Genomic DNA, 14547 nt, shown 5'->3' with positions numbered 1-14547 from the left:
GAGTTCGAATCGTTATTTCCCTACCCGTTCCACCGACCCGATTATCGGTAGGATTTAAGTTTCGGCAGGAAACTACTTCGGGGGTCGGGTTGGGGGCGATGGGAAGATGGACCGTTGCGGCTGTTGCAGCCGCAGCCTTGGCCGTCGGCACACTCTCACCCGCCCAGGCCGGTCCTGCCCGAGGGTTGTCCTCCCTGGTGATCGCCCCCGAGGATCAGGGCGCGGACCAGAAGGGGATCCGGTTCGCCACCTACAACGCCAGTCTGAACCGCGCGAACCAAGGAGACCTCATCCGAGACCTCGCCGGGCCCTCCAATGCGCAGGCAAAGGCGGTAGCGCAGGTCATCCAGGCCAACCAGCCCGACGTCCTCCTCCTCAATGAATTCGACTACGACGCCGGGCATGAGGCGGCCGAGTTGTTCCGCACCCATTACCTGGGCGTGAGCCAGCAGGGAAAGGCCCCCGCCGATTATCCCTATTTCTATACCGCGCCCTCCAACACCGGTGTGCCGAGCGGTTTCGACCTGAATAACGATGGCTCGGTCGGAGGCCCGGATGACGCCTACGGATACGGAACCTTCGAGGGCCAGTACGGCATGGTGGTCTATTCGAAGTACCCGATCGACGAAGAGGAAGTGCGGACTTTCCAGAACTTCCGATGGAGCGACATGCCGGACGCCCGGCTGCCGGTCGATCCGGTGGTACGGGATTCCGGGTGGTTCTCGGCCGACGAGTTGTCCGGGGTTCGACTCTCCAGCAAGTCGCACTGGGACGTCCCGGTCACGGTGGGAAGAAGCACCGTGCACGTCCTGGTGAGCCATCCGACGCCGCCGGCCTTCGACGGCAGCGAGGACCGCAACGGCAAGCGGAACTCCGACGAGATCCGCCTGTGGGCCGACTACGTCCAGGGAGGAGAAACGGCCCGCTACATCTACGACGACGACGGCGGGTTCGGCGGCCTTGCGCGCGGCGAGCGGTTCGTCATTCTGGGTGACCAGAACAGCGATCCTCGGGACGGGGACTCACTGCGCGGCTCGATCGACCAGTTGCTGGAGAACGAGCTGGTTCAGGATCCCCGGCCGACCGCCGACGGAGCGGCTGAAGCCTCGGCTCTCCAGGGCGCAGCGAACGCCGGGCACCGGGGCGATCCACGTCATGACACAGCGGATTTCGAGGACCAGGGCGTGGGTAACCTCCGCGCCGACTACGTCCTGCCATCGAAAACGCTGAAGGTGCTGGGATCAGGGATCTACTGGCCGAAGGTCGGCACCCCTGGTTCGGAGCTCACCGGCATCTTCCCATTTCCGACGAGCGACCACAGGCTCGTCTCCGTGGACGTGTCGCTCAGGAATCGGTAGGGCGGCCGCGCCAACCTTAAATTGAAACTGGCTCCGCGTTCTGCGTATGGGGGAATCGCAGAATGGGGAGCCAGTGAATTCAGTATACTTCCATAGAGGCACGATAAGTCCAATCGGAAGGGAATGATGGCGGTCACAGCCAAGGCATTCCAGCTGTGGCGCTCCCGGATCGCCCCGAATGACACCGTTTCCGAGGTCTGCCGGACGGCCGGGATCAAGCGGTCCACCCTTGCGCAGCAATTGGTCCGGGGGAAAGTGTCAGTGGGCACGATTATCGCCATCGCCCGGGGATACTCGAGAGATCCTGTGCAGGCACTGGCCGAGTTCGACGGCTACCAGGATCTGGGGTCCGGCCTCCGCCCTCCGACGGACGCCGAGCTGGTGAGTCAGGTGTCCTCCATCGACATCCTGCGGATACTGGTTGCGCGCAGTGAGGACAGGGAGCGCGCCGGTGGAACCGTAGAGCTGGAGCTGGCACCTTTTCCCCACCGGCACTCGGTGCGGGCCTGGGTCGAAGCAGTTGATCCCGGGGATCTGCGGCAGAGCCTCGCTGCCCGGACCGGCGTTGCGCGCCAGAATGTCTCGGCGCAGCTCACTGCCGGCAGGTTGAGCCCGGAGCTCGCTGTCGAGGCTGCTCGTATCGCAGGGGTATCGCTGACGAGCGGCCTCGTGGTGACCGGGCTCCTGACTCCCGCGGAGGGTGGGTGGCCCGGGAACGGACGGGAGCGCGCACTGTGGGCCCTGACCGATCTCGAGCTGGTGCAGCTTGGCCGGGACCGGCTGGAAATTCTTGGAAAGCAGTTGCGGAAGGCTGAGCTCGACGACGGCCAGGATCAAGCGATATGGGAGAACCTGGGATGAGCGTAGTGGCAATTCAATGGGTGGCGCTGGCAGCGTGCCTCCTGGGAGCTGCAATCCGGATTCCCGATGTGGTGCGCGGACGCGGCAGGGTGGTGTTCGCCGCCCTGGTGCTGCTGTCGGTGGCGGTGGGCCTGTCCCTCGAGCCCATCTACCTGGCGGTGGATCAGCTGTTGGGCGGCGTCAACCTGGCCAACCTGATGATCCGCCTGTGCCTCTACGCGGTTTTCGTCCTTCTCGGCGTACGGATGGTGGCTGCCTTCAAGGCGCCGCGGGCACGGAAGTTCGTCGTCGGCCCGCTGGGTATAGCAGTCCTGGCAGTGACGGTAGGAGCCACCGTGTACTTCTTCGTCCAGAGCGACCTTCCCTACAGCGATACGGGCCTGACAGCCTTCGCGGACCAGGAAGCGGTGGAGCGTTACAGCGAGGCGGGACGGCTCTATCCGGGATATGTGGCCGCATGCCTCGTCGGCCCGGCCCTTGCTTCAGCGGTCAACAGGCATACCCGATCCCTTCATCGCCTGGCCGGTGCGTTTCTTGCGCTTGGTTTCGGGATGGTAACGGTGTTCGCGGCGCTGCAGCTCTTCAACGTCGATCTGGGGGCGGGGGCCATCGTCCTGCCCTTCAGCGCCATCCTCTGTGTGGTGCTCGGGCTTTGCTTGATCTGGTTCAGCAAACGGCGCGCGGCCAGGAGCGGTGGGCGCTCGAACCTGCTGGCACAGTAGGACCGCGGGAACAAGCTGCGGACACTTCAACGTGCCGATCCGGTCAATAGTGACCGAATTGTGTCCAAGGACTATTCACGTTTTCATCATCGTATGCAAAAATTATGAATATGTAACTGCCGATGACCGTGGGGGGTCAGCGGATCGTTATTAAACCAGCAGGTGCGTCCATTAGAACGGGTGGACGCACCTGCTTTTTTAGTGGGGACGTGCTGTCGGCTACTCGGCGTCGTGATCCGTCTCGATGATCTTCGCCAGCGTCTCAAGCGCGTCCTCGGCGCCGTCACCCTCCGCGCGGAGTACCACGACGTCCCCGTGCGACGCACCGAGGCTCATGAGCGACAGGATGCTCGACGCGTCCATCGCCTCCTCGGCGGGCTCGCCCTCCATCGCGATGGTGACCTCCAGGGGAAGCTCCCCCGCAGCCTCGGCGAAAATTGAAGCGGGGCGGGCATGCAGGCCTACGCGGCTTGCAACTGCTGCTTTGCGTTCTGCCATGGTGTATTCCTTTGTGGTTGATGGAGCTACTACTGGTGGCGCTTAGGCCGCTACCGCTTCTGCGGGAACCGCGTTCTTCCGGCGTGCCGCATGGCGCTTGAGGGCGACGACGACGAGGGCCGAGATGATCGTGCCGACGAGAATGGACACTATAAACATAACCACGTTCCCGATCGCGAAGAAGACGAAGATCCCGCCGTGCGGTGCCTGGGAAGTTACCCCTGTTCCCATGACCATCGCCCCGGTCACCGCGGCGCCGATCATCGACGATGGAATCACTCGCAGGGGATCCGCGGCCGCGAAGGGAATCGCCCCCTCCGAGATGAATGCCGCTCCCAGCAGCCAGGCTGCTTTTCCGTTCTCCCTTTCCGCTACGGTGAACCGGTTGCGGTCGATTGTCGTCGCGAGGGCCATCGCCAGCGGTGGGACCATTCCCGCTGCCATTACAGCAGCCATGATCTGCCAGGGAGCCTGATTGTCGATTGCGCCTGCACCGAGGCCTGCCACCGCGAAGGAGTAGGCCACCTTGTTCACGGGACCGCCGAGGTCGATGGCCATCATCAGGCCGAGGATGACGCCCAGGCCGAGGGCAGCCGTTCCGGTGAGACCGGACAACCAGTTGTTCAATCCGACGGTCAGGGCGGCGATGGGTCCGCCGAGCACGAGGAACATGAGGCCCGAGGCCACGATGGATGCCACGAGGGGGATGATCACCACGGGCATGAGGCTGCGTAGCCAACGGGGGACCGAGAGCCGGCCGATCATCAGTGCCACGTAGCCTGCGAGCAGGCCACCGACGATCCCGCCGAGGAAGCCTGCACCCATGAAGCCCGCCACAGCACCGGCGACGAAGCCGGGGGCGATGCCGGGGCGGTCGGCGAGGGCGTAGGCGATGTAACCCGCGAGCGCAGGCACCAGGAACCCGAGGGACAATTGGCCGATCTTGAAGGCCACCGCCCCGAGGTACTGGCCGAGACCGCCTTCGGGCAGGTTCAGGAAACTGTTCTCCAGGACGACGGCGTCCGCCGTCTCCGTGATGAGGTAACCGCCGAGCAGGAAACCGAGGGCGATCAGGAGTCCGCCGCCGGCAACGAAAGGAATCATGTAGCTGACACCGGTCAGGAGCGCGCGCTTGAGCGTGCTGCCGATGCTGTCCCTGCCTTCGTCGTCATCGGCCTGCTCGCCGCCTGCCGTCCCTGCCACGCGCCGGGCGTTCGGATTCCTCGCTGCCGCCACGGCTTCCTCGACCATGACGCCGGGCTCGTCGATTCCGCGCTTGACCGGTGACGTGATGACGGGAAGGCCCGCGAAGCGTGCCTTGTCGCGAACGTCGACGTCGACGGCGAAGATCACTGCATCGGCCGCGGCGATGACCGAGGGGTCCAGCGGCGTTGCTCCCGAGGAGCCCTGCGTTTCCACCTGGAGGTCGATGCCGCGCTCTTTTGCCGCGGCCACGAGGGAATCCGCGGCCATGTAGGTGTGGGCGATGCCGGTGGGGCATGCGGTCACCGCAACGAGGCGGCGGACCGCACCCTTGGCCTCCCCCCGGGTATCCGGCGCATCCTGCGCGGTGGGCGTAGCGTGCCCGACGGCGGAGGCGCCGGCGACGGTCGCGCCCGCCGGACCGCCGTTCGAGGTGTTTGCTGGGTCCTGCGGGGCAGCCTCCACCCCTATGCCCAGCGCTCCCTCGACGAGCCGCACGATGTCCTCCTTGGTCTCGGCGGCCCGAAGGGAGGCGGTGAAGTCCTTCCGGATGAGCGACCGCGCGAGCTTCGAGAGCAGCTTCAGGTGTTCCTGGTCCGCGCCATCGGGTGCCGCGATGAAGAACACCAGGTCGGCGGGGCCGTCCTTGGCACCGAAGTCGACTGCCGGGGACAGGCGCGCCATGGCGAGCGTCGGAACGAGCACGGCTTTGGACCGGCAGTGGGGGATCGCAATGCCGCCCGGAACTCCCGTAGCCGTTTTTTCCTCCCTGGCCAGCGCATCGGCATAGAGGCCGTCCACTTCGCTGGAGCGGCCCTGCCCGGCAACCTGTTCAGCGAGGTAGCGGATCACCGAGGACCTCTCGGTTCCCAGGTTCGAATCCAGAGTGACAAGCTCCGGGGTGATGAGATCGGACATTAGACTTCCTCCTGTGCAAGGGGTGTTGCGTGGGGCGCGACTGCGCTGGGATGGATCACCGGAAAGGTGGTCAGAAGTTTCGTGACCGAGACTGCGGCCGGCGTGGTCTGGATCAGGGAAGGCACTGCGGAGCCCGGCAGGGATGCTGCTGCTGAGCCGTGAGCCACTGCCTGGCGCAGGCAGTTCTCAGGCAGCTCACCCGCAACCTGGGCCAGCAGGTACCCCGCAAGTGCTGAATCGCCGGCACCCACCGTCGAGCGTGCGACGACGGGAGGGTGCTGGGCGTGCCAGGCTCCCCGCGGGGTGACGAGCAGGGCGCCGCGCGATCCGAGAGTAGCGAGGACCGCGCCGGTTCCCGCGCTGATGAGGACACCGCAGGCGCGGGCAGCCAGCTCGAAGTCCTCCTCGAGCCCGCTCCCATCGCCGATCCCCGTCAATTCAGCAAGTTCCTCGGCGTTCGGCTTGAGAAGGTCCGGTGGGTTCGGTCCACCGGCAGCCTCCGCGAGGGGCACCCCCGAGGAATCGACGGCCATCAACGGAGCCGCAGCGCCGTACCGCTCCCGTACTTCAGCGATGACCGTGGTGTAGAAGTCGGTCGGAACGCCCGGCGGCAGGGATCCTGCAAGGACAAGCCACTGCGCGCCTTCGGATTCCTTCACGACCAGTGCGAGGAGGGCCTCGACCTGGTCCGCGTTCAGCGGGGGCCCTGGTTCATTGATCTTCGTGGTGGTGCCGTCAGGTTCGGTGAAGGCCGTATTGGTCCGAAGCGGCGCGCCGATGGCCAGGTTGCGGTAGGGCACTCCTGCTTCCCGCAGCCCGGCGAGAACGGGGTCGCGGTCGTCGCCCGGCAACAGGGCCAGGGACGGCACAGCTGACGCGGTGAGCGCCCGGCTGACATTGACGCCCTTTCCTCCGGCCTCCTGCGCGGCACCGAAGGCGCGCTGCACGGCCCCTCGGGCGAGGGGCAGGGTGAGTTCCACCGTGCGGTCGATGCTCGGATTGGCGGTAAGCGTGAGAATCACGCGATCACCACCTCGACGTCGGCATCGGCGAAAGCTGCGGCGAGGGCGCCGGTCGGCGCCGAATCGGTGATGAGTGCATCGATGTCCTCCAGGGAAGCGAAACTGACGAGGGTCTCTTCGTTGAACTTTGAGCTGTCGGCCAGCAGGACCACCCTGCGGGCGGAACGGACGATTGCCGCCTTCACTGCCGCTTCGTCGGCGTCGGGCGTGCTGAGGCCGAATCCGGCTGAGATGCCGTTGGCACCCACGAACGCGACATCGGCGCGCAGCCTGCCGAAGCGGGCCACGGTGCCGCTTCCGACGGCAGCGCTGGTGGGAGCCCGCACGCGCCCGCCCACCAGTTCCACCTGCAGGCCCGAGTTGACTGCGGAGTTCGCGACTGGAACGGCGTGGGTGATGACGGTCAGACCCGGCCGGTCCGCGGGAAGAAGCCAGGCAAGGGCTCCGGTGGTGGTGCCGGCATCAAGCACGATGGCGCCCGTTGCCGGGACCATGTCGAGGGCGGCCTGGGCGATGCGCAGCTTCCGCGACGTATGCGTGGCTTCACGGCTGGTCAGGCTCGGCTCGTTCGTCGTCGCCGAGTTCTCGGCAATCGCACCTCCGTGAACTCGTCGGAGCACGCCGTCCCGCTCGAGCAGGGCCAGATCGCGCCGCACCGTTTCCTTCGTAATGGCGAAGCGTGAGGACAGTCCTGCAACAGTGACCCTACCGTCGGCAGAGACGAGGTTGCTGATCTGTCGGTAACGTTCTTCGGCGAACATCCGGAGCTCCTGTGCTGGCAGCGGGAATCTTTGGTTATGTGAGAGTAGCCCCGATTATCTGGCATGGTCAAGGCTTTTGGGGAAAAACCAAGCACGAACACAGAAAACCGGAGGAGTGGTGCTCCCCGACCGCTGCAAACGGCAGGCTTGCCAGGGGTGGTCCGGTGGCTGGCCCGTGTCGCGGAAGCCGAAGTAGAGAATGGGATTGCACGCAGCGCAATAAGCAAAATCCCCGGTTCGTTTACATTGTTTTTACCTCCCCGCAATCTCGATACAATCCCGGTGGAATTCGGATCGATGGAGATCACAATTGGTTCGTGGACGGTGATATTCAAAAGTTCGTCGGGCGAAGGGAGCGGATGGGAGCCGCACCCCCCCGGGGTGACCTCCGCTTGCTCCTGTCCCCGCTAACCGCGCCATTGCTGGTGATCGTACTTCTTCGAGGACTGCGCCGCGCCGGACTCCCGGGCCGAACCGGGCCTTGATCGCCGGCGTTGTGTGAGTGCTAGGATCGAACCCTAAGCATGCTGATGAAGTAGGGTAGAAAAAAGTTGCACTCCGGTGCATCAGCCTTATCCGCAACCGTCGACCCTCGTGGTTCGGCACATATCACTCAAGGAGCACCTCATGTTGCACTTCCTCGCATTTCTCATTCTCGGCCTTATCGCCGGCGCCATCGCCAAGCTGATCCTGCCCGGCAAGCAGGGAGGCGGCTGGCTGATCACCATGATCCTCGGCGTCGTCGGCGCACTGCTGGGCGGATTCATCGCCAATGCGGTCTTCAACGTCAATACGTCCTCGACGTTCTCCCTTCCGTCGATCCTGTTCGCCGTCCTCGGCGCACTCATCGTCCTCGTCATCTACGGTGCCGTCACCAAGCGCGGTTCACGCGTCTAAGCGACACGGTTGCAGTAAAACCCACCTGGTCCTTGGGGGAACAGCCTGGGAACAGGAAAGGCGCCGCCGGACATCCGGCGGCGCCTTTCCTGTAGGAAAGGTTCCGGTGGCTGCCGCAGATTCCCTGGGGGAGGGACCGTCCGGTCGGCGAACCTAGACTTGAAGCGCGTGCCGTCTGCCGGTCCTGCCGGCAAGGAAAGGAAACAATGCTTAAGAACCCGTTCAGTCGGAATCGGCCCCATCCCGCGGCCAGGGCCGCCAACAATGCGCTGTTCGACAAGGACGGCAACCCCAAGCCCTCCATCGCCCGGGCCATCGAGCGCGCCCTCGACGTCCAGCGCCCACTCGTGCTGGCCAACCTGCGCCGGGTCCGCCGCAGCAACCCCAAGGCTTCACCGGCCGAACTGGCCATCCTGCTGGAGCGGGATTACCTTCGGGCAACCACGATCACCGGGGCCGCTGTCGGCGCAACCGCCGCAGTGCCTGCCGTGGGGACGATCGCTTCGCTGGGACTGTCAGCCGCCGCCACCGTCGGCTTCCTCGAGACGACGGCCCTGTACGCGGAATCGATCGCGGAACTCCACGGAATCCGCACCGACAACCCTGAGCGCTCCCGCGCCATGGTCATGGCGATTCTGATGGGAGAGGAAGGCTCGGCCCTCATCACCTCGACGCTGGGGGCATCGGCCGGTTCCGGGGCAACCCAGCACTGGGGCAACCTGATGGGAAAGGCGGCTCCCGCCTCGATGGTCGGGGGGCTCGCCAGCACCATCCGGCGGCAGTTCCTGCGCCGTATGCTCGCAAGGCAGGGAGGCATGATGCTGGGCAGGGCGCTTCCCTTCGGCGTCGGTGCGGTCGTCGGCGGGACGGGTAACCACGTGATGGGCAAGGCGGTCATCAAGGCCACGCGGCTGGCGTTCGGTCCGCTGCCGCAGACCATCCCCGGCGAACTCGCGAACACCCTCGATCTCCCGGAAGGCCGGGCGCGGAACTAGCCGAAAACCGCGTGGGCCGCTGAGAAGATCGTGAGCCCGGCAAGCGCACCGACCACCGTGCCGTTGATGCGGATGAACTGCAGGTCCTTGCCGATCTGCAGTTCGATCTTGCGCGAGGTCTCCTTCGCATCCCACCGTTCCACGGTCTCGGAAATGACTCCCGCGATCTCGCTGCGGTAGGTGCGGACGGCGTAGGCTGCGCCGTCGGAGATCCAGCGGTTCACCTTGCCGGCGAGCTCGGGATCCTGCGACAACCGGGAACCGAAGTCCCGGACCGCCGCCTTGAAATTCGCGGTGAGTTCGCTGTCCGGGTCATTGACGGCCTCGAGCAGCGCCGTCTTGACGGTCGACCAGGTTCGTGCCGTGAGGTCCCTCACGCGGGGATCGTCAAGAAGCTGGGCCTTGATCTCCTCGGCCTTGGCAATGGTGTCCGGGCGGTGCTGCAGGTCGTCGGCGAGGTCCTTCAGGTACTTGTCGAGCGCGATCCGGACCTCGTGGCGCGGATCGTCCTGGACCGCCCGGATGAACTTGGAAACCTCCGCATACACGCGGTCGCCCACCACGCCGTCCACGAGCCGGGGCACCCAGGTGGGGGAGCGCTGGGCCACGACGCGCGTGACCACGGCGTAGTTCGCATCCACCCAGTCAGCGGTACGGTCCACGAGAAGATCGACAAGGCGGTGGTGATGACCCTCATCGAAGATACGCTCCGCCATACGGCCTACTGGAGGCCCCCACGGAGGCTCCACCACATGCTTACGCACCAGGGATTCGATGACGCCCTGCACGGCGTCGTCGTTGAGTACCGTGAACATGCCGCGGATCAGTGCGGCGCCCTCCGCAGCGACGCGGTCCGCGCTCTCGGGCCGTTCCAGCCAGGCTCCCGCCTTCTCTGCGATACGGGCTGTGTCCAGCTTCGAACGGACCACCGATTCCGAGAGGAAGTTCTCCTCGACGAACTGGCCGAGGGAAAGGCCGATCTGGTCCTTCTTCCGTGGAATGATCGCGGTATGCGGGACCTTCAGGCCCATCGGGTGCTTGAAGAGCGCGGTCACCGCGAACCAGTCAGCGATCGCCCCCACCATCCCGCCTTCAGCCGCTGCCCGGACGTACTGGAGCCAGGGGTACTGCTCCTGAAAGGCAAACGCCCCGAGGAAGATGATCGCCATCACCACGAGCATGCTGGTCGCGAAGGTTTTCATGCGCCGCAGTCCTGCGGCACGCTGGTCGTCGGTGCCGATTGTTTCTCCATCCACAGGTGTCAGTCTAGCCACGGCGGGAACCGGAACCCGTGCCGCAGGGCACCGGGAATGGCTGTCTCGCGTAGCGTGGTAGCGAAACGTCCGGGAAGAGCCAAGGGAAGGTGCAGCGCGTGCGTCAAGTGATTTTTGCCCACCGGGGAGCGAGCGGGGAGTTCGCCGAGCACACTCGCGCCGCGTACCTCCAGGCGCTGGTCGAAGGCGCCGACGGCATGGAGTGCGACGTCCACCTGACGAGGGACGAGCAGCTCGTCTGCATCCATGACTCCACGCTGGACCGGACGTCGAACGGCTCGGGAGACGTAGCCGATGCCACGCTGGACGAGCTCCGGCAGCTCGACTTCTCCTCGTGGAAGGGCGCCCGGATTCCTTCCGAATTCGGTGGACCCGCGAATCAGTTGCTGACCCTCAAGGAACTCCTCGACCTGCTTCGGCTCGCTGGGCGGCCTCTTGCCCTGGCGATCGAACTCAAGCATCCGAGTCCCTTCGGCCTGCGCCTGGAGGAAGAACTGATCGCCTTCCTGATGGATGAGGGCTGGGACCCCGAAAACTCGAAGCTGGGGGCCATCGACATCAGTTTTATGAGCTTCAATCCGGACTCGATGCGGCAGCTGGCCGAATCTGCGCCTCCCCATGCGCTCTGCCAGTTGGTCGCGGACGTCGAGCCGGGCGAAGTGCGGGACGCCCTCAGTATCGGTTCGATCGCGGAGGGTGCAGTGATCAACCTGATGAGCCGGGCGATGAGGGAGGGCGAAAAACTCCTGGACGGGCATGTCGTCGGTACGGCCGGACCAGGCATCGCCTATGTCCGGGACCACCCCGACCGTGTGCGGCGCTGGGTGGAGGAGGGCCTGCGGGTTCGGGTCTGGACCGTCAACACCCCTGAGCAGTTCGAACTGGCCACCTCGCTCGGCGTGCAGGAAGTCACCACCGACTACCCCGCTTTGATGATGGAGCTGCGCGGCGAGCCCGCGCACTGAAACCCGACGGCACTACTTCCGGGTGTGATTGAGTTGAGCCATGCAATCCCCCATCGAGGACTACGCCCTTCTGTCCGACCTGCACACGGGAGCCCTCATCTCCCGGAGCGGAAGTGTCGACTGGCTCTGCTTCCCGCGCTTCGACTCGCCGTCGGTCTTCGCGGCAATGCTCGGCTCGGAGGACCACGGCCGGTGGCTGGTGGCGCCGTCGTCCGCCAGCGCGGAAGTGGTGGGACGCAGCTACATCGATTCGACGTTCGTCCTGCAGACCCACTGGCGCACCGACACCGGGGAGGTGCTCGTGACGGACTTCATGCCCACTGGCGACCGCCGCGCCTCGATCGTCCGGCGCATCCAGGGCATCCGCGGCACGGTGGCCATGGGGCAGGAGTTGGAGATCCGCTTCGGTTACGGCACGATCCTGCCGTGGGTGAGCCAGGAGGGCGACGACGACGGCCCGATGCTGCTCGGTATCGCCGGACCCGATGCCCTGATGCTTCGCAGCCCCCGCCTGACGGCGGCCGACCACCGCCACCTGGGCGCCTTTCCGGTGGAAGCGGGCCAGGTGGTCGATCTCGAGTTGGTCTGGTACCCCTCGCACCGGCCGTCGCCCAGCGCCCTCGACGTCGACGAGGCGCTCGACGAAACCATCACCTACTGGAAGTCGTGGGCCGCGAGCTACGACGACGGCGGCACGTACGGCCCCGCCGTACTGCGGTCACTGCTGGTCCTGCGTGCACTCACGCACGAGGACACAGGCGGCATCGTTGCTGCCCCCACCACCTCCCTGCCCGAGGAATTCGGCGGCGCACGCAACTGGGACTACCGGTTCTGCTGGCTGCGCGATGCAGCCCTGACGCTCGAGGCGATGATGACGCACGGCCTTCAGGAGGAAGCGCTCGAGTGGCGTAACTGGCTGCTGCGGGCCGTCGCAGGGGACCCGGAGGACCTTCAGATCATGTACGGGGTTGCAGGCGAGCGCGACCTGCCCGAGAAGGTCCTCGATCACCTGCCCGGCTACGCCGAATCCACGCCGGTCCGGATCGGAAACGGCGCTGTGACCCAGTACCAGGCCGACGTGGTGGGCGAGGTCATGGTGGCGCTGGAGAAGCTGCGCTGCCACGGGGAGCAGGAGGACCACTTCTCCTGGCCGCTACAGAAAGCCCTGCTGACCTTCGCCGAGAACCATCTCAACGACCGCGACCACGGGATCTGGGAGATGCGGGGAGAGAAGATGCACTTCACCCATTCGAGGGTCATGATGTGGGCCGCCTTCGACTGCGGGGTCCGCGCAGTCCGCGACCACGGCCTTACCGGTCCCGCCGATCACTGGCAGGCGTTGCGCGACGGACTGCACGCCGAGATCATGGAGCACGGCTTCAACACTGGAAGAAACGCCTTCACGCAGACCTACGGCGGCACAGAGATGGATGCTTCCCTGCTGCAGTTGCCGCAAGTCGGATTCGTCGACTACGACGACCCCCTGATGCTGGGCACAGTGGCGGCACTCGAGGCGGACCTGCTCAACGCGGACGGGCTACTGGCGCGTTACCGCACCGAATCCGTGGCCGACGGCCTGGCGGCAGGAGAGCATCCCTTCCTTGCCTGCTCCTTCTGGCTCGTGGAGCAGTACGCCCACAGCGGCCGCGAGGAGGAGGCGGCAGCGCTCATGGGCCAGCTGGTCGGCTATTGCAACGAGCTGGGCCTGCTTTCGGAAGAGTACGACGCCGGGCAGAGCCGAATGGCGGGGAACTTCCCCCAGGCCTTCTCCCACCTTGCCCTGGTGCGCGCCGCCGACGCCCTCCAGGAGGCGCACACCAGGGTACAACTGGTCGGTTGACCTTCCTGTCCGAACGAAGGCGTTACGGCTTGAGGATCACCTTGATGCAGCCGTCCTGCTTCTTCTGGAAGGTCTTGTAGGCGATCGGCGCTTCGTCGATCGATACCTCGTGGGTGACGAGGTCGGTTACGCCGAGGGGATCGGACGGGTCCTCGACGAGTGGCAGCAGTTCGTCGGTCCAGCTGCGAACGTTGCACTGGCCCATGCGGAACTGGATCTGCTTGTCGAACATCGTCTTGAGGGGCATGGGGCTCGCCGTTCCGCCGTAGACACCGCTCAGTGAGATCGTTCCACCCCTGCGGACCGCGTCCACGGCGGAGTGCAGCGCCGAGAGGCGATCCACTCCGGCAACGTCCATCGCTTTCTGGGCCAGTGCGTCCGGCAGGAGACCGACGGCGTTCTGGGCGAAAGCGCCCACCGGCGAGTTGTGCGCCTCTAGTCCGACGGCGTCGACGATCGAATCCGGGCCGCGCCCGCCGGTCATGCTCCGCAGTTCCTCACCGAGGTCCTTGGTGAAGTCGATGGTCTCCACTCCATGGCGTTGGGCCATCGCCCGCCGCTCCGGTACGGGTTCGATGCCGATCACGCGATACCCGAGGTGTTTGCCGATCCGTGCAGCGAACTGGCCCACGGGGCCGAGGCCGTAGACGGCGAGGGTCCCGCCGTCGGGCACGTCGGCGTACTTGACCCCCTGCCAGGCGGTGGGAAGGATATCGGAAAGGTAGAGGTAGCGCTCATCCGGGAGGTCGTGCCCTACCTTGACCGGGCCGTAATTCGCATGCGGGACGCGCAGGAACTCGGCCTGGCCGCCCGGGACCGAGCCGTACAGCTCCGAGAAACCGAACAGGCTCGCGCCCGTCGACTGTTCGTGGACCTGCGTGGTCTCGCACTGGGACTGCAGGCCACGCGAGCACATGAAGCAGTGTCCGCAGGAGATGTTGAAGGGGATGACTACGCGGTCACCCGGTTTGATGTTGGTCACCTCGCTGCCGACCTCCTCGACGATGCCCATCGGCTCATGCCCGAGGATGTCACCGCGGTCCATGTAGGGACTCAACACCTCGTAGAGGTGCAGATCGGAGCCGCAGATGGCGGTCGAGGTGATGCGCACGATCGCATCCGTCGGTTCCTGAAGCTGCGGATCGGGCACGTTGTCCACGCTGATGTTGCGTCGTCCCTGCCATGTCACTGCTTTCATCGTGCTCTCCTCAGGATTAGTAAGTAGGCTGTCGA

General features: G+C 65.5%; 13 protein-coding genes. 7 read left to right on the top strand and 6 right to left on the bottom strand.

Annotated elements, in window-relative coordinates; all coding sequences use genetic code 11:
* Window positions 1-98: 98 nt before the first annotated feature.
* The 3 genes from IWX65_RS07180 (at window position 99) to IWX65_RS07170 (ending at window position 2941) form a co-directional block, all read left to right on the top strand.
* Window positions 99-1358 carry an endonuclease/exonuclease/phosphatase family protein gene (locus tag IWX65_RS07180; RefSeq protein ID WP_196881729.1) on the top strand — a complete coding sequence of 420 codons (1260 nt, stop codon included), beginning with the start codon at window positions 99-101 and terminating at the stop codon, window positions 1356-1358.
* A gap of 123 nt (window positions 1359-1481) precedes the next feature.
* The gene (locus IWX65_RS07175; RefSeq protein WP_334683714.1) at window positions 1482-2219 is read left to right on the top strand and encodes a hypothetical protein; all 738 of its coding nucleotides are present in this window, start codon (window positions 1482-1484) and stop codon (window positions 2217-2219) included.
* 5 nt (window positions 2220-2224) lie between these two features.
* Window positions 2225-2941 (top strand): hypothetical protein, encoded by a 717-nt coding sequence (locus tag IWX65_RS07170; protein WP_196881728.1) that lies wholly within the window; start codon window positions 2225-2227, stop codon window positions 2939-2941.
* A 219-nt stretch (window positions 2942-3160) separates the two neighbouring features.
* On the opposite strand, the gene IWX65_RS07165 is transcribed toward IWX65_RS07170, so the two are convergent.
* From IWX65_RS07165 to IWX65_RS07150, 4 genes are read right to left on the bottom strand one after another with little or no spacing between them, the layout of a single operon-like run.
* Window positions 3161-3439, bottom strand: a complete 279-nt coding sequence (locus IWX65_RS07165; RefSeq protein ID WP_196881727.1) for an HPr family phosphocarrier protein — start codon at window positions 3437-3439, stop codon at window positions 3161-3163.
* Window positions 3440-3481: 42 nt separating this feature from the next.
* Window positions 3482-5560, bottom strand: a complete 2079-nt coding sequence (locus IWX65_RS07160) for a PTS fructose transporter subunit IIABC (RefSeq protein WP_196881726.1) — start codon at window positions 5558-5560, stop codon at window positions 3482-3484.
* On the bottom strand, window positions 5560-6582 hold the full coding sequence (locus IWX65_RS07155) for a 1-phosphofructokinase family hexose kinase (RefSeq protein WP_196881725.1): 1023 nt from the start codon (window positions 6580-6582) through the stop codon (window positions 5560-5562). Before IWX65_RS07155 ends, IWX65_RS07160 begins: the two co-directional genes overlap by 1 nt.
* The gene (locus tag IWX65_RS07150) at window positions 6579-7343 is read right to left on the bottom strand and encodes a DeoR/GlpR family DNA-binding transcription regulator (RefSeq protein WP_196881724.1); all 765 of its coding nucleotides are present in this window, start codon (window positions 7341-7343) and stop codon (window positions 6579-6581) included. The genes IWX65_RS07155 and IWX65_RS07150 overlap by 4 nt, the downstream gene beginning before the upstream one ends.
* A 627-nt stretch (window positions 7344-7970) precedes the next feature.
* Here IWX65_RS07150 and IWX65_RS07145 point away from each other — a divergent pair.
* Together IWX65_RS07145 and IWX65_RS07140 are read left to right on the top strand one after the other, a co-directional pair.
* Entirely contained in the window at window positions 7971-8240 is a 270-nt protein-coding gene (locus IWX65_RS07145) for a GlsB/YeaQ/YmgE family stress response membrane protein (protein ID WP_442858971.1), read from the top strand.
* A gap of 206 nt (window positions 8241-8446) precedes the next feature.
* Entirely contained in the window at window positions 8447-9235 is a 789-nt protein-coding gene (locus tag IWX65_RS07140; protein ID WP_196881723.1) for a hypothetical protein, read from the top strand.
* Here the strand turns inward: IWX65_RS07140 and IWX65_RS07135 are convergent.
* Window positions 9232-10437, bottom strand: coding sequence for a DUF445 domain-containing protein (locus IWX65_RS07135; protein ID WP_196881768.1), 1206 nt, complete (start codon window positions 10435-10437; stop codon window positions 9232-9234). The genes IWX65_RS07140 and IWX65_RS07135 overlap by 4 nt on opposite strands.
* A 170-nt stretch (window positions 10438-10607) precedes the next feature.
* Between IWX65_RS07135 and IWX65_RS07130 the strand changes: the two genes are divergently transcribed.
* Both IWX65_RS07130 and IWX65_RS07125 read left to right on the top strand, forming a co-directional pair.
* Entirely contained in the window at window positions 10608-11474 is an 867-nt protein-coding gene (locus IWX65_RS07130) for a glycerophosphodiester phosphodiesterase (protein WP_196881722.1), read from the top strand.
* 40 nt (window positions 11475-11514) lie between these two features.
* Window positions 11515-13314, top strand: a complete 1800-nt coding sequence (locus IWX65_RS07125) for a glycoside hydrolase family 15 protein (RefSeq protein ID WP_196881721.1) — start codon at window positions 11515-11517, stop codon at window positions 13312-13314.
* Window positions 13315-13336: 22 nt separating this feature from the next.
* Here the strand turns inward: IWX65_RS07125 and IWX65_RS07120 are convergent, their stop codons facing one another.
* Window positions 13337-14512, bottom strand: a complete 1176-nt coding sequence (locus tag IWX65_RS07120) for a zinc-dependent alcohol dehydrogenase (protein ID WP_196881720.1) — start codon at window positions 14510-14512, stop codon at window positions 13337-13339.
* Window positions 14513-14547: the final 35 nt, after the last annotated feature.

The organism is Arthrobacter sp. CAN_A214, assembly GCF_015751955.1.
Classification (GTDB): domain Bacteria; phylum Actinomycetota; class Actinomycetes; order Actinomycetales; family Micrococcaceae; genus Arthrobacter_D.
The sequence above is the reverse complement of the archived record's forward strand: the minus strand, read 5'-3'. Positions and strand labels throughout refer to the sequence as shown.

Bases quoted from the DNA above. Each gene is read 5' to 3' on its own strand.
- IWX65_RS07180 (WP_196881729.1), top strand. From the start codon at position 99: ATGGGAAGATGGACCGTTGCGGCTGTTGCAGCCGCAGCCTTGGCCGTC.
- IWX65_RS07175 (WP_334683714.1), top strand. From the start codon at position 1,482: ATGATGGCGGTCACAGCCAAGGCATTCCAGCTGTGGCGCTCCCGGATC.
- IWX65_RS07165 (WP_196881727.1), bottom strand. From the start codon at position 3,439: ATGGCAGAACGCAAAGCAGCAGTTGCAAGCCGCGTAGGCCTGCATGCC.
- IWX65_RS07160 (WP_196881726.1), bottom strand. From the start codon at position 5,560: ATGTCCGATCTCATCACCCCGGAGCTTGTCACTCTGGATTCGAACCTG.
- IWX65_RS07150 (WP_196881724.1), bottom strand. From the start codon at position 7,343: ATGTTCGCCGAAGAACGTTACCGACAGATCAGCAACCTCGTCTCTGCC.
- IWX65_RS07145 (WP_442858971.1), top strand. From the start codon at position 7,971: ATGTTGCACTTCCTCGCATTTCTCATTCTCGGCCTTATCGCCGGCGCC.
- IWX65_RS07140 (WP_196881723.1), top strand. From the start codon at position 8,447: ATGCTTAAGAACCCGTTCAGTCGGAATCGGCCCCATCCCGCGGCCAGG.
- IWX65_RS07135 (WP_196881768.1), bottom strand. From the start codon at position 10,437: ATGAAAACCTTCGCGACCAGCATGCTCGTGGTGATGGCGATCATCTTC.
- IWX65_RS07125 (WP_196881721.1), top strand. From the start codon at position 11,515: ATGCAATCCCCCATCGAGGACTACGCCCTTCTGTCCGACCTGCACACG.
- IWX65_RS07120 (WP_196881720.1), bottom strand. From the start codon at position 14,512: ATGAAAGCAGTGACATGGCAGGGACGACGCAACATCAGCGTGGACAAC.